The organism is Bradyrhizobium sp. Pa8, assembly GCF_052588265.1.
The window spans coordinates 6,470,408-6,484,539 of the sequence record NZ_CP176767.1 but is presented as its reverse complement, the minus strand read 5'-3'; the positions used below and the strand labels follow the sequence as shown (position 1 = coordinate 6,484,539).

General features: G+C 64.2%; 11 protein-coding genes. 10 read left to right on the top strand and 1 reads right to left on the bottom strand.

The genetic code is table 11. From position 1 onward, the window contains the following. Positions 1 to 103: 103 nt before the first annotated feature. Complete coding sequence (locus ACKWRH_RS30765) at positions 104 to 1,060, bottom strand: lysylphosphatidylglycerol synthase transmembrane domain-containing protein (RefSeq protein WP_354095695.1); 957 nt, start codon at positions 1,058 to 1,060, stop codon at positions 104 to 106. Between the two features lie 221 nt (positions 1,061 to 1,281). On the opposite strand from ACKWRH_RS30765, the gene ACKWRH_RS30760 reads away from it, so the two are divergent. From ACKWRH_RS30760 to ACKWRH_RS30715, 10 genes are all read left to right on the top strand, one after another. After that, the gene (locus ACKWRH_RS30760) at positions 1,282 to 2,271 is read left to right on the top strand and encodes an SDR family NAD(P)-dependent oxidoreductase (protein ID WP_445216570.1); all 990 of its coding nucleotides are present in this window, start codon (positions 1,282 to 1,284) and stop codon (positions 2,269 to 2,271) included. 7 nt (positions 2,272 to 2,278) lie between these two features. Further along, a complete protein-coding gene (locus tag ACKWRH_RS30755) occupies positions 2,279 to 3,691 on the top strand; it encodes a mannose-1-phosphate guanylyltransferase/mannose-6-phosphate isomerase (protein WP_445216569.1) in 1,413 nt (470 codons plus the stop codon). 183 nt (positions 3,692 to 3,874) lie between these two features. Next, on the top strand, positions 3,875 to 4,879 hold the full coding sequence (locus ACKWRH_RS30750; RefSeq protein WP_445216568.1) for a Gfo/Idh/MocA family protein: 1,005 nt from the start codon (positions 3,875 to 3,877) through the stop codon (positions 4,877 to 4,879). Positions 4,880 to 4,889: 10 nt separating this feature from the next. Next, positions 4,890 to 6,065 carry a DegT/DnrJ/EryC1/StrS family aminotransferase gene (locus ACKWRH_RS30745; RefSeq protein WP_445216567.1) on the top strand — a complete coding sequence of 392 codons (1,176 nt, stop codon included), beginning with the start codon at positions 4,890 to 4,892 and terminating at the stop codon, positions 6,063 to 6,065. Between the two features lie 230 nt (positions 6,066 to 6,295). Then, on the top strand, positions 6,296 to 7,822 hold the full coding sequence (gene murJ / locus ACKWRH_RS30740) for a murein biosynthesis integral membrane protein MurJ (protein ID WP_445216566.1): 1,527 nt from the start codon (positions 6,296 to 6,298) through the stop codon (positions 7,820 to 7,822). Positions 7,823 to 7,868: 46 nt separating this feature from the next. Next, positions 7,869 to 10,784 (top strand): helix-turn-helix transcriptional regulator, encoded by a 2,916-nt coding sequence (locus ACKWRH_RS30735; RefSeq protein WP_445216565.1) that lies wholly within the window; start codon positions 7,869 to 7,871, stop codon positions 10,782 to 10,784. 146 nt (positions 10,785 to 10,930) lie between these two features. Then, a complete protein-coding gene (locus tag ACKWRH_RS30730) occupies positions 10,931 to 11,917 on the top strand; it encodes an alpha/beta hydrolase (RefSeq protein ID WP_445216564.1) in 987 nt (328 codons plus the stop codon). A gap of 45 nt (positions 11,918 to 11,962) precedes the next feature. Beyond that, entirely contained in the window at positions 11,963 to 12,157 is a 195-nt protein-coding gene (locus ACKWRH_RS30725; RefSeq protein WP_445216563.1) for a hypothetical protein, read from the top strand. 206 nt (positions 12,158 to 12,363) lie between these two features. After that, positions 12,364 to 13,281 carry an NADP-dependent oxidoreductase gene (locus tag ACKWRH_RS30720; protein WP_445216562.1) on the top strand — a complete coding sequence of 306 codons (918 nt, stop codon included), beginning with the start codon at positions 12,364 to 12,366 and terminating at the stop codon, positions 13,279 to 13,281. A gap of 428 nt (positions 13,282 to 13,709) precedes the next feature. Beyond that, positions 13,710 to 13,985: a DUF1127 domain-containing protein gene (locus ACKWRH_RS30715; RefSeq protein ID WP_445216561.1), complete on the top strand. Its 276-nt coding sequence runs from the start codon at positions 13,710 to 13,712 to the stop codon at positions 13,983 to 13,985. Positions 13,986 to 14,132 lie beyond the last annotated feature (147 nt).

Here is a 14,132-nt window from a genome sequence, read left to right as displayed (position 1 = left end):
GATCCGTGACGCTACGCGCCGGAGATTATAGGAAACAACCCCGAGGGTTGATAGATCATCGCGGAGGTCGCGCTGCTTTCGTGCCGGCCTTGTGAACGCTTATTCACGCGGCCCCGATAGGCTCCGAGCCCTGCGCGGCCTTCTCCGCGCTGAGGATCCAGACCAGGCCGCCGATCGCGCCGACGATGAAGAGCACGGCGCCGAACAGCAGCGAGACGTTGACGCCTTCGTTGGCGGAAAGTCCGGCGAAACCGAAGGCCAGGCCCATCGTCGCCTCGCGCACGCCCCAGCCGGCGATCGAGATCGGCATCAGGGTGATCAGCATGATCGGCGGAATGAGGAGGAATGTCTGGCCGAAGCTGACCGGTGCGGCGATCGACTGCACCACGCACCACGCAATGACAACGGCGAGCACGTGAACCAGAAGCGATAGAATTGCGACGATCGGTCCGCGCTTGGCGTTGAAGATCACGCGGTTGGCAATCACGGCGCAGGCGTGGATGTGATGGGTGGCCCACCAGGTCTTCAGCCACGACCATTTCAGCGCGCCGAAGATCAGGAAACCGACACCGCCCGCGAGTGCCGCGAAATCGACGAGCAGCAGCGCCGAGCGGCCGTGCGGATCGGTGATGAGCTCGTAGCTCCAGGGCAGGCTCGCGACGACGACGATCGCCAGCGCGACGAGGCCGATCGCGCGGTCGACGAAGATCGAGTAGGTGGCCGCACGCCATCCGGCGCCGGCGCGCGCGACCAGCCACAGCCGGACCGCATCGCCGCCGATCGCGGAGGGCAGCGTCTGGTTGAAGAACGCGCCGATCACGTTGTAGCGCATGGCGCGGCCGAGCTCGAGCGGTGCGCCGCATTCGGCGCTGATCTCGCGCCAGCGGACCACGCCGACGAAGATTTGCAGGAACGTGACCGCGATCGCCATGGCGATCCAGAGCAGGCTGGTCGCGGTGAGGCGCGAGAACAGTTCGGACAGATCGACCTTGCGCAGCGCCAGGTAGAGCAGCGCTCCGGAAATCAGGATTTTGGCCGTCGACAGCAGGATTCGGCGCATCTCGCCCGCATGAACAGGGTTTGCGAAGATTTGAGGCAACCCGACGCGAGGCGTCGAATTCGGCCGCTTTGGTATGGTTTTGGCGCCGATCTTGCAATAGCGCTTATCTCGAGCGGTGACGAATAGCGGCGAGGCTATTGCGACGGCCTCGATACCGCGGCTAAAGAGGCGCCGCGGGGCCGGCTTGGGGATCGCGTGGCAACAGATCGCTTGGGAACAGGATGACGGATCAGGCGATTTTGGTCACGGGAGCCGCCGGGTTCATCGGCTTTCACGTCGCCCGGCAGCTTCTGGCTGAGGGCCGGCCGGTGGTCGGGCTCGACAATCTCAACAGCTATTACGATCGGGCGCTGAAACAGGCGCGCCTGGCGCTGCTTCGGAACGATTCCCGCTTCACCTTCGTCGAGGCCGATCTTGCCGACCGCGAGACCATCGCGGCGCTGTTTGCGCGACATCGATTTGACAAAGTCGTGCATCTCGCGGCGCAGGCGGGCGTGCGCTACTCGATCGACCATCCGCACACTTACGGCGATTCCAACCTCCAGGGCTTTCTCAACGTGCTGGAGGGCTGCCGCAACAACTCTTGTCGTCATCTCGTCTACGCCTCGTCATCCTCCGTTTATGGCGCCAACACTAAACTGCCATTTGCCGTCCAGGACCGGACCGACCATCCCGTGAGCTTCTATGCCGCGACCAAGAAGGCGAACGAATTGATGGCGCAATCCTACAGCCATCTCTACCGGCTGCCGGTCACGGGCCTGCGCTTCTTCACCATCTACGGCCCGTGGGGCCGGCCCGATATGGCCCTGTTTCTGTTCGTGAACGCCATCATGGCGGAGCGTCCGATCCGGCTCTTTAACCATGGCAAAATGCGTCGCGACTTCACCTATATTGACGACGTCACCCGTGTAGTATCCAAGCTCATCGATCGGGTGCCCGCGGATGACCCGGCTGCCGCAAATGCGCCGTCTAAGGTCTACAATGTCGGCAACCACCATCCGGAAGAGCTGATGCATGTCGTCGGGCTTCTGGAGCAGGAGCTGGGTCGGACGGCAATCAAAGAATTGCTGCCGATGCAGCCGGGAGACGTCTTGGAAACGTTCGCGGATGTCGAGGATCTGACGCGCGACACCGGCTTTGCACCGTCAACGCCGATCGCGCTCGGGGTCCGTAATTTTGTCACCTGGTATCGGGACTACTTCAAGGTTTGAAATGACGATGGACAAACGCATTATCCCCCTGATCATGTGCGGCGGTGCCGGCACGCGGCTGTGGCCGGCCTCGCGCGAGGTGCGCCCAAAACAGTTCCTGCCGCTGTTCGGCACGCGCTCGACCTTCCAGGACACGCTGCTGCGCGTGTCGGATGCCTCGCTGTTCGATCGTCCGATCGTCATCACCAATGCGTCCTATCGCTTCATGGTGCTGGAGCAGCTCGCCGAGATCGGCATCGAGGCCGACGTGATCCTCGAGCCGATGCGGCGCGATTCCGGCCCCGCGATCGCCGCGGGCGCGGTGTTCGCGCAGAACCGCGCCAGTGACGCGATCGTGCTCGCGCTCGCCGCCGACCACGTGGTGCAGGACAATGCCGCCTTCGTCGCGGCGTGCCGCGAGGGCCTCACCGCCGCGAGCGCCGGGCGCATCGTCACCTTCGGGGTCAAGCCGGAGCGGCCGGCGACCGAATACGGCTATATCAGCCCGGGCGAGGTGATCTCCGGTGAGGTGCACGCCGTCGCGCGCTTCGTCGAAAAGCCTGATGCCGTGAAGGCGGCCGACTACGTCAGTTCGGGCTATCTCTGGAACAGCGGCAACTTCATGTTCCCGGCCACGGTCCTGCTCGACGAATACCGCAGGATCGACGCGGCGAGCGTCGAGGCGGTGTCCAATGCAGTGAGCAATGCCGGCCGCGATCTCGGCTTCGTGACGCTGGAGCCCGAGGCGTTCGGCGCGGCGAAGGCGATCTCGATCGACTATGCGGTGATGGAGAAGACCTCGCGCGCAGCGGTCGTGCCGGTGTCCTGCGGCTGGTCCGACGTCGGCTCCTGGCGTGCCGTGTGGGAATTGTCCGACAAGGACACGCAAGGCAACTCGGCACATGGCACCGCCGTGTTCGAGGATTCGCGCAACTGCAACGTCACGAGCGATCATGCGCTGGTCGCGCTTGAAGGCGTCGACGATCTCGTCGTGGTCGCCACCGCGGATGCGGTGCTGGTCTCGCGCCAGAAGGATGCCAACGGCCTGAAGCGCCTCGTGACGAAGCTGAAGGCGGTCGCACCGAAGGTCACCGAGGAGCATCTCAAGGTGCACCGGCCCTGGGGCAGCTACCAGTCCGTCGACAATGGCGAGCGCCATCAGGTCAAGCGCATTGTCGTCAAGCCGGGCGGGCGCCTGTCGCTGCAGAAGCACCATCATCGTGCCGAGCACTGGATCGTCGTCCGCGGTGCCGCCCGGGTGACCGTCAACGAAACCGTCAAGACCGTGCACGAGAACGAGTCCATCTACATCCCGATGGGCGCGGTGCACCGGATGGAGAACCCCGGCAAGATCATGCTGGAACTCATCGAGGTCCAGACCGGAAGCTATCTCGGGGAAGACGACATCATCCGGATTGAAGACGACTATCAAAGGTCGTAACCAGCAAGCTCCGAATCACGCGACCCGGGCCGACAAGGCGGCCTGTTTTTCGCCTTAAGGCCCGGGGAACGTGTAACTTTTTGAATCAAATCGTGTCCGGACCGTCAGGTCGGCATTCGCCACAAATGTGGCGCCCGTGCTAGAAGCGGCCCGGGGATTTGCGTTGAATCGGGGTTTACTCAGATGAGTTCCAAAGGGTTTGCACCGGCAAAGGCCGGCTTGCGCGTTGGCGTCATTGGCGCGGGCGTGATGGGCAGCAACCATGCGCGCGTGCTCGCGGGTCTTCCGGGCGTCAGCCTCGTCGGAGTGGTCGATCCGTCGCCAGCGCACCTGACCCGCACCACCGAGCTTGCCAGCTGCCAGGGTTTCGAGACACTCGACCAGCTCCTCGCCGCAGGCGTCGACGCCGTCACCATTGCGGCACCGACCCATCTGCATCACGAGGTCGCGCTCGCCTGCATCTCCAGGAACGTCCATGTGCTGGTCGAGAAGCCGATCGCCTCCACGGTCGCGGAAGGCCGCGAGATCGTCGCCGCCGCGCAAAAGGCCGGCGTCACGCTGATGATCGGCCATGTCGAGCGCTTCAATCCGGCGGTCGCCGCCGTCAAGCAGGCGATCGCGGGCGAAGACATTCTCTCGATCGCGATCACCCGTGTCGGCCCGTTCCCGCCGCGCATGTCCAATGTCGGCGTCGTCATCGATCTCGCCGTGCATGACATCGATTTGATCCGCTGGTTCACCGAATCCGACATCGTCGAGGTGCAGCCGCAATTGTCGAGCGCGGTCGCCGAGCGCGAGGACATCGCGCTCTTGCAGTTCCGCACCGCCAACGGCGTGCTCGCGCACATCAACACCAACTGGTTGACGCCGTTCAAGGCGCGCAGCGTCACGGTCGCGACCCGCGACAAATACGTGATGGGCGATCTGTTGACGCGCCAGGTCACCGAGTGCTTCGGCTTCAAGCCTGATGGCAGCTATTCGATGCGGCATCTGCCGGTCGGCCACGACGAGCCGCTCCGTGCCGAGCTGGTCGCGTTCCTGAAGGCCGTGCGCAACGGCGAGACGCCGGCGGTCACGGGCGACGAAGGCGTCGCCAGTCTCGAGATCGCTACGCAGTGCCTCGAAACGCCGTCGCGGCCTGCGGCCTCGTCAGCTGCCCGCAAGGGCCCGCGCCGCGTCGCCGGCTGATTCCCTTTCCATGTCGACCACTCAAGAAGGCGCCATGAACCAGCACCTGCGTTCCGAACCCATTCCCTTCATCGACGTCGCCTCGCAGCGGCGCCGGCTCGGCGCCTCGCTCGATGCCGCCGTCAAGCGCGTCCTCGACCATTGCCAGTTCGTCAACGGCCCTGAAGTCGCCGAGCTCGAGAGGCAGCTTGCGGCCTATAGCGGCGCCAAACACGTGATCGGCTGCGCCAGCGGCACCGATGCGATCCTGATGGTCATGATGGCGAAGAATGTCGGCCCCGGCGATGCCGTGCTGTGCCCGTCCTTCACCTTCATCGCAACCGCGTCGCCGGTGGCGCGGACCGGCGCGACGCCTGTTTACGTCGATGTCGATGAAGCCACCTTCAACATGAGCCCGGAGTCGCTGAAGCGCGGCATCGCGACCGCCCGCAAGGCCGGCCTGAGGCCGGTCGCAGTGATCCCGGTCGATTTGTTCGGGCAGCCCGCCGATCACGATTCCATCGCCGAGATCGCCAGGGCCGAAGGCCTGTTCGTGCTTGACGACGCCGCCCAGGGTTTTGGTGCGAGCTACAAGGGCCGCAAGCTCGGCACCTTCGGGCTCGCCACCGCGACCAGCTTCTTCCCGGCAAAACCGCTCGGCTGCTTCGGCGACGGCGGCGCGATCTTCACCGATGACGACGAACTCGCGGCGACGCTGCGCAGCATCCGCGTGCACGGGCAGGGCGTCGACAAATACGACAACGTCCGCCTCGGACTGACCGGACGGCTCGACACCATGCAGGCCGCGATCCTGATCGAGAAGCTGAAGATCTTTGACGACGAGATCGCCGCCCGCAACAGGGTCGCGGAGCGCTACGCGCGAGGCCTGTCCAATGTGGTCACCGTGCCGCGTCTGGCACCGGGCAATACCTCGGTCTGGGCGCAGTACACCATCCGTCTCCCTGAGGGCACCGACCGCGACGGCTTCGCCGCCGCGCTGAAGGCCCAAGGCGTGCCGACCGCGATCTATTACGGCAAGTCGATGCATCAGCAGACCGCCTACAAGCAGTATCCGGTCGCCGACGGCGGCCTGCCGGGCTGCGAGAGCCTGTCGCAGGACGTCATCAGCCTGCCGATGCACGCCTACCTGACCGAAGCCGACCAGGAACGAATCATCGCCGCCGTGCGCGGCGCGATCGCGGGCTGATTTCGCCGTTTTGCCGCGCTGGTCGTCATGCCCGGGCTTGTCCCGGGCATCCACGTTCTTTGTGTGCGTGGCAAGGCGTGGATGGCCGGGACAAGCCCGGCCATGACGCTGTGGAGACTGTCGGCGCTCGCGGCGCGCGCCTTATGTGCGATCGCCCTCTCCCGGGAGGGGGCACACCTCTGCCGCGGCTTGCACCTAGACCTAATCGCGCCATGCTCTAAAACAGACGCATGCTCGGACGCATCTTCACGGTCGGTGGTTACACGCTGCTCTCGCGGCTGACGGGATTTGCCCGCGACATCATGCTCGCGGCGATCCTGGGCGCCGGCCCCGTGGCCGACGCCTTTTTCGTGGCGCTGCGGCTGCCCAATCATTTCCGCGCGATCTTCGCCGAGGGCGCCTTCAACGCCGCCTGGGTGCCGGCCTATGCCCACGTCCATGGCGAGCGCGGGGAGGGGGCGGCAAAACTGTTCGCCGACCGCATCTTCACGCTGCTGCTGGCCTCGCAGGTTGTGCTGCTGATCGTCGCGTGGCTGTTCATGCCGCAGGCCATGAGCATTCTGGCGCCCGGCTTCAGTGAGGACGCCGAGCAGCGCAAGCTCGCGATCGAGCTGACCCGGATTACCTTTCCCTATCTGCTGCTGATCACGCTGGTGACGCTCTATGGCGGCATGCTCAACGTGATGCAGCGCTTTGCCAGCGCGGCGGCCGCATCGATCTTCCTCAACATCTCCATGATGATGACGCTGGCGCTCGCCGCGTGGTTTCCCAGCGCGGGCCACGCCGCGGCCTGGGGCGTCCTGATCTCCGGCTTCCTGCAATATTTCCTGCTCGCGGGCGATCTCGCGCGCCATGGCGGCCTGCCGCGCTTTGCGCCGCTGCGGCTCGACGAGGACGTCCGGGGCTTCTTCAAGGCACTGGGACCGGCGACGCTGGGCTCGATGGGCACACAGGTCGCGCTATTCGCCGACACCATCATCGCGACCTTCCTGCCCGCAGGCGCGCTGTCCGCGCTGTATTATGCCGACCGCCTCAACCAGCTGCCGATCGGCGTGATCGGCATCGCGATCGGCACGGTTCTGCTACCGGAGATGTCGCGGCGGATCACCGCCAACGATCATGACGGCGCGATGAAGGCGCAGCGCCGCGCCTTCGATTTCACGCTGCTGTTCTCGGTGCCGTTCGTGGCGGCCTTCATCACCGTGCCCGACGCGATCATGCGTGCGCTGTTCGCCCGCGGCGCGTTTTCGAAGGCCGATGCCGCCGCCGCCGGCGCCACGCTCGCGGCCTATGCCATCGGCCTGATCCCCTTCGTGCTAATCCGCAGCGCGGTCGCGACCTTCTATGCGCGCAAGGACACGGCGACGCCGGTGCGCGCCTCACTGACCGGCATCGCGGTCAACGTTGCTCTGAAGGTCGCCCTGATGGGATCGCTCGCCCAGATTGGCCTCGCGCTGGCGACCGCCGTCGGTGTCTGGACCAATCTGCTGCTGGTGCTGTTCTTCGCGGTGCGGCGCGGTTTTCTCGTGCTGGATCGCGCATGGCTGATGTCGCTCGCCAAATTCCTGCTGACCGGACTGATCCTCGCCGCCACGTTCTGGCTGATCGCGCGGTTCAGCGGTTCCTATCTGTCCTCGATGCACTTCCACGATGAATTGACGCTGGTCCTGCTCGCCGTCGGAGGCACGATCATCTACGCGCTCGCGATCCTTGCGCTGTTCGGCCGCAATTGGCTGGTCTCGCTGGTGCGCGGCTAGGCCTGTATCAATCCGGCGGGCCAAAGGCTGCTGCAGCAGGCGAGACATGCCGGAAGCAGCCATCACGTATACGGCTCTCCTCTGGTTCCCGGTACATGCTAACGTTAAACCTCGACTGAGTTCGAAGGGGTGGAGTGCCACCAACGGTTACGCGATGACCAGACGGGCGAAAAAGACAGCCTCGTCGCCGAAAAGGCGCAGTGGTGCTGCCCCTGCGTCTCCAAGTTTGCAGGGTCGTGCGCAGGACATTGCTCTGATTGATCATCTGATCGAGCGGATCGACCAGGGGGGATCCACGCTTGTGATCAGCGGCGAGCCCGGCATCGGAAAATCTGCGCTTCTCGATGTGGCCCGGCACAGAGCCAGTAAACACGGCTTCTCCGTCCTGAGCATGACCGGCGTCCTGGCCGAAGTCCATTTGCCGTTTGCAGCACTTGAACAGGCCCTGCGTCCGCTGATGAAGGGGGCAGAGGGCCTTGTCCCTCGCCAGCGATCGGCCTTGCTGGCTGCATTTGGCATGCAGGATGACACGGGGGCGCCCGATATTTTCCTGGTTGCACTCGCGACGCTGTCTCTGCTGAGCGAAAGGGCGACGCGCGAGCCTCTGCTGCTTGTTGCCGACGATGCCCAATGGCTGGATCAGGCGACCTATGAGGTGCTGGCCTTCATCTCGCGCAGATTGAGTTCGGACCCGATCGTTCTGGTGGTGGCCATGCGCGATGACTTCAAGGGTTCGCTTGGCGACGCCTCGACCCAGAGGCTGCGACTTTCAGGGCTTGACGCGGCCGATGCCGAGCATCTGCTCGATGCCAATGCGCCGGGCCTTCCTGCGGAGCTGCGCAGCCGCTTCCTTGAAGAAGCCTCGGGCAATCCCCTGGCCCTTGTGGAGCTGCCTCGCGGAGAACGAGCCGCTGGAGATACGCCGTGGCTTCCGCTGACCGACCGGCTCGAGCGCGCCTTCTCCAATCGGTTATCCGACCTCCCGCCCATCGCGCGATTGCTGCTGTTCGTGACGGCAGAAAACGACGGGACATCGCTCCACGAAATCCTTTCCACCGCCGAAGCCGTGTTGGGCGAGCGCGTGGGGATCGATGCGATGGCGCCCGCGGTCGCGGCCAAGCTGATCGAGATCAACGGAATGGAGGTGCGGTTTCGGCATCCGCTGGTTCGCTCCGCCATGCACCAGGCCGCCGACCCGGCGACCCGCCAAAGGATCCACGCCGCGCTTGCTGCCGTGATTCATGATCAGCTCGACCGCCAATTATGGCATCGTGCCGCAGCGACGATCGGACCTGACGACGAGCTCGCCGGCGAGTACGACCTGATGGCGGCGCGAGCGTTGCGGCGCGGAGCGGTTGCCATGGCGATCGAGGTCCTGGAAAGTGCGGCACGGCTGAGCAGCACTGCGAGAGCCAGAAGCGACCGGCTGTTGCGGGCGGCCGAGCTCGCGGCCGATCTGGGGCAGCCGGAGCTGATGGAGCGGCTGCTGCGGCAGGCCGACATCGATGAAGCGAACCAATTGGCGCTGGTCCGGATTGCCTGGTGCCGCGAGATCAGCCAGCCTCCGGCGGCCAACCATCCCGCGAAGATTCTCGCCTTGATCGGGTTCGCCGCGAAAGCCCACGCCGCCGGCGCGATCGATCTCGCTGGCAATCTTCTTTGGCGCGCCGCGCAACGCTGCTGGTGGAGCAGCGCAAGCGATGAATTTTGCAAAAAAGTTTACGACGCGGCAACGCAGCTGGAATTGCCCGACACGGATCCCCGCCTGATCGCGATCTCCGCTTACGTCGAACCGCTGCGGCGCGGAGCTGATGTGTACCTCAAGCTGCAGGGACTTGCGGGAACGGCGCCCAGCGATCTCACCATTGCGAGAATCCTCGGCAGCACCGCCAATGTCATCGGGACCTTCGACATCGGTGTGAACTTTCTCGCCGAGTCCAGTGCCGTGCTGCGCATGCAGGGACGGCTCAGCGATCTCGCCCGGGTGCTTTTCGCCCAAGGGTGGGCGGAAATGGAAGTCGGTGACTGGCGGGGCGCCATGAGGGAGGCCGAGGAATCCGCTCGGCTTGCCGAAGAGACCGGCGGGCTTCCGTGGATTGCCGCAGCCACGATCCTGAAAGCCAGGCTCGCAGGAATGCAAGGCAATCTGGAGCAATCCGAAGCGTATGCGGCGCAGGCGGAAGCCCTGGCCCTGTCCATCGGCGCGAGTTTCCTGCTGGCCATGTTGCAGCTCGCACGAGGCGTATCCGCAATCGGCGCGGGCCGTCATTGGGAGGCCTTCGAACATCTGCGACGCCTGTTCACGCCGGCCGATCCCGCTTTCAATTTCGGCCTTCAGTTCTTTGGCCTCGCGGATTTCGTGGAGGCCGCCGTGTCGTCCGGCAATGCGGACGAGGCGAGCCGCGTGCTTGATGAGATCGAGCGCGCCTCGGCTCCGACGCCGGTGCCGTGGGTCGGGACGATGCTGCAATATGGCAAGGCGTTCCTCGCTGCGCCGGAAGATGCCGAGCCGTTCTTCCTGCAAGGTCTTGGACTGCAAGGTCCTGGGCCGGCCGCGAAGAAATGGCCGTTCCTGCGAGCCCGTTTTCTCCTGGCCTATGGCGGATGGCTGCGCCGCCAGCGCAGATCCGCCAATGCGAGGGCTCCGTTGCGCGAGGCACGCGACATGTTCGATGCGCTCGGCGCTTCGCCCTGGAGCGATCGGGCCCGCGAGGAACTGCGAGCGTCGGGCGAAACCAGCCGCCGGCGAACCGAACAGGTGTGGGACACGCTGACCCCGCAGGAGCTTCACATCGCGCAACTCGCCGCCGAAGGTCTCTCGAACAAGGAGATCGGCGCCAGACTGTATCTGTCCCACAGAACTGTCGGGTACCACCTGCACCGGATCTTTTCGAAGGCCGGAATCACCTCGCGGTCCGGGCTACGCCCCGTTCTCGCAAGCATCAGCCGCCCCGCGGACTGATCGCCGTCCCGTCATCGGACTGGTCATTTGACAGAAGCGGCAGCCCCTCCGCGCGGGCTAGCTGTGCGAGTGCGTCTACCCCCAAGCAAAAGTTGACCATGAAACTGTTCTCTTCACTCGCAATCCTCAGCCTCGGAGCAATCCTCATGACCCAAGCCGCCGATGCGGCCCCAGACGCCGGGACCGACCCCCGGATCGATCCCCGGGTTCGCACCTTCCTGCGCGAGATCAACAAGGATCCGAGCCCGTTCTGGGAGCTGCCCCAGCCCAAGCCGCAGGACATCCTTACGGAGCTTCAGAACAAGACGCCAGTCGACATGTCGGGAGTGAACACGACCGAGCAGACCATCACCCAGGATGGTCAGTCCGTGAAAATCTACATCATGAAGCCCGAGCACGTGACCGGAAAGCCCGGCGTACTGCTGTTCATTCACGGCGGTGTCTGGATCGTCGGGAATTTCCAGAACCATCAGCGTCTGTTGCGCGACCTGGTGGTCGGCTCCGGCCAGATCGGTGTTTTCGTTGAGTACACATCCCTGCCGAAGGCGCGCTTCCCCACGCAGCTCGACCAGTCCTATGCCGTGCTGAAATGGGTGGCGAGCCACGCCGAAGAGTTCGGCGCGGACGGTAGCCGGATCGCGGTGGCCGGCAATTCGGTTGGCGGCAACATGACCGCGGCATTGTCGCTGATGGCCAAAGACCGCAGCGGCCCCAAGATCAGCTATCAGGTCATGATGATCCCGGCGACCGACGCCAGCGTCGACACCGCATCGTATCACGAATATGGCACGGGACGATTTCTCGCCCGCGCCTTCATGAAATACGGCTGGGATCTGTACGCGCCGGACGCGGCGACGCGCAACAACCCCTACGTCTCGCCGCTGCGCGCCAGCCTGCAGCAATTGAAGGGGCTTCCCCCGGCTCTAGTCATCACCGCAGAGAACGATCCGCTGCGCGACGAAGGCGAGGCTTACGCGCGCAAGCTCAAGGAGGCCGGAGTGTCCGTGATCGCGACCCGCTACAACGGGATGATCCACGACTTCGTCCTGCTGAACGGCATCCAGAGCGACCCCGAGCCCAAGGCCGCGATTCGGCAGATGTCGGCGGAGATCAAGGCACATCTCGCGCCTTGATCTAGCCTTGGAAGAACAGGCGGCGACCTTGTCGCCGCCTGTTGCTTGCCGGCCGATCCCGAACTGATGATTGCGGCGTTTTCGCGCAATGCCCTGCTGATTGAAAAAATCCAGCCGGGTGGCGTCTGCAGCAATTTGCCAAGTCCAGTTTTGCGATTCTCGTCGGCTCACAGTCTCAAGGCCGACATCACGGCATCGGCTGGTACAGCCAGAATCGTCAATCTTGGTACTTTTTTATAGCCAGGCGCAACGCATCTACTCGCTACGACCATGGATCGGAGCGAGCCCGATCCATCGGGCTTAGCGGGGGTTCCGATCAGTGCAGACAACTCAATCGCCGACACGGAGACAGGAGTTCCACACTGCCTAGCATTTTGTGGAAAGCCGGCGCGTGCGCGCTCCCTCGCATTTCCACCGAAGAGACAAATGACCAAGGAGAAAATCTCATGAAGGCTATCGTTGTAACGGAGCAAGCCGCGGGAACGGCCGGCATGAAGCTGGTGCACCGGCCCGAGCCACAGGCGGCGATAAACGATGTCGTCGTCCAGGTTCATGCGTCGAGATTTATCCCGACTGAGCTTGCGTGGCCCTCGAGCTGGGCCGATCGCCTTGATCGCGACCGAACGCCGTCGATCCCTGGGCACGAGCTGGCCGGAGTGGTCTCTGCCCTTGGATATGGAACGACGGGGCTGTCGGTGGGACAACGGGTGTTCGGCCTCGCGGACTGGTATCGTGACGGCACGTTGGCCGAGTACGTGGCAATCGAGGCGCGCAACCTTGCGCCGCTGCCGGGCGACGTCGACTTTACCGTGGGCGCGAGCCTGCCGATCTCGGGCCTCACCGCGTGGCAAGGGCTGTTCCAGCACGGTCGCCTTCAGGCGGGGCAGAGCGTGCTGGCACACGGGGCGGCAGGGGCAGTCGGGTCTATGGTGACGCAACTTGCACGAGCGGCCGGAGCTTACGTCATCGGCTCCGGACGTGCCGCCGATCGTCAGGCAGTGCTCGACCACGGCGCGAATGAGTTCGTCGACCTTGACAACGACGCACTGGAGGACATCGGCGAAGTCGATCTGGTGTTCGACGTCATCGGTGGTGACATCCAGAAGCGGTCCACCGGACTCATTCGAGCCGGGGGAACACTGGTGTCCATCGTCGGGCCGGCGGAGGCGCGGCCTTCCAACGGGCTGGCGATCGACTTCGTCGTCGAGGCTGATCGTGCCCAACTGAGTGAGATCGTCCAACGGGTGCGGGACGGACGACTGCGGACTAACATCGGCAACGTCTCGACCCTCGACGATGCCGTCGCCGCCTTAAATTCGACCGAGCGACGCAAGGGGAATACGATTATCCGCGTTCGTCCCTGAGCGACGCACGTCCGTTGTGCGCGCAGCCGGCCGGCTCGTCCAGGTCGGCCGGCTGTTGAGAATGTCCCAGCGGGTCAATAGCCGCCCTCTCAAAGCGGTCGCAAACGTCCGTTTTGGAATGCCCCTCGCGCAGGGGGATGATTGGTCGCGTCGAATAAGCGAATTCGCCGGATCGAGGGACTCGCCTCCAAGGTGCACGTGACCTCCGCACATCCCTTGATTTTGCACGATTGCCGTGGTATTGGCGCCGCATGATCAAATCGTCGCGCCACTTCAATCGCAACCACATGACCCGCTTCGGCTGGGCCGTGGAAGGAGTCGCGCGCTAGGAATTCGACGACGACATCTTTTCACCAAGGCCCCGCCGGCATCGGACGGGGCCTTTTGTTTGGCCACGCTCCCTGCCGGCACAACAGCAGGAGCATCCGATGCCACCCCAACAGACGAGCATCCCATCCGAGATTGAGCGCGATGCCGCGAGGCTTCGCCTCGACCTCTCCATCGTCCTGAGCCTGCTCAGGCGATATTGGTATGCGTTTCAGGAGTGGCGGCAGCGCCCACGGGTCGGATTGCAGGAGCTGAGTGACAGGGAGCTGATGGATATCGGTTTGACGCGTAGCGAGATCGACTACATCACGCCTCAACGAGCTATCGATACGCTGAGAGATCGCGCCACGGATCTTTGGAGGCGGGGCGTGATATAGGTGATCAACCGTCAGAAGCGGAGATACGCTTTGCGAACAAGCGGCAGTCAGCACGACTACTTCTTCTTGGAAGTGCACCGCGGGACGAGTTCGGCAACTATCGTGCCATCAATCGGACCGTTCTTCACAGGGAAATGACCGGGCTGC

Coding starts and splice junctions, on each gene's coding strand:
- ACKWRH_RS30765 (WP_354095695.1), bottom strand. CDS start 1,060: ATGCGCCGAATCCTGCTGTCGACGGCCAAAATCCTGATTTCCGGAGCG.
- ACKWRH_RS30760 (WP_445216570.1), top strand. CDS start 1,282: ATGACGGATCAGGCGATTTTGGTCACGGGAGCCGCCGGGTTCATCGGC.
- ACKWRH_RS30755 (WP_445216569.1), top strand. CDS start 2,279: ATGGACAAACGCATTATCCCCCTGATCATGTGCGGCGGTGCCGGCACG.
- ACKWRH_RS30750 (WP_445216568.1), top strand. CDS start 3,875: ATGAGTTCCAAAGGGTTTGCACCGGCAAAGGCCGGCTTGCGCGTTGGC.
- ACKWRH_RS30745 (WP_445216567.1), top strand. CDS start 4,890: ATGTCGACCACTCAAGAAGGCGCCATGAACCAGCACCTGCGTTCCGAA.
- murJ (WP_445216566.1), top strand. CDS start 6,296: ATGCTCGGACGCATCTTCACGGTCGGTGGTTACACGCTGCTCTCGCGG.
- ACKWRH_RS30735 (WP_445216565.1), top strand. CDS start 7,869: ATGCCGGAAGCAGCCATCACGTATACGGCTCTCCTCTGGTTCCCGGTA.
- ACKWRH_RS30730 (WP_445216564.1), top strand. CDS start 10,931: ATGACCCAAGCCGCCGATGCGGCCCCAGACGCCGGGACCGACCCCCGG.
- ACKWRH_RS30720 (WP_445216562.1), top strand. CDS start 12,364: ATGAAGGCTATCGTTGTAACGGAGCAAGCCGCGGGAACGGCCGGCATG.
- ACKWRH_RS30715 (WP_445216561.1), top strand. CDS start 13,710: ATGCCACCCCAACAGACGAGCATCCCATCCGAGATTGAGCGCGATGCC.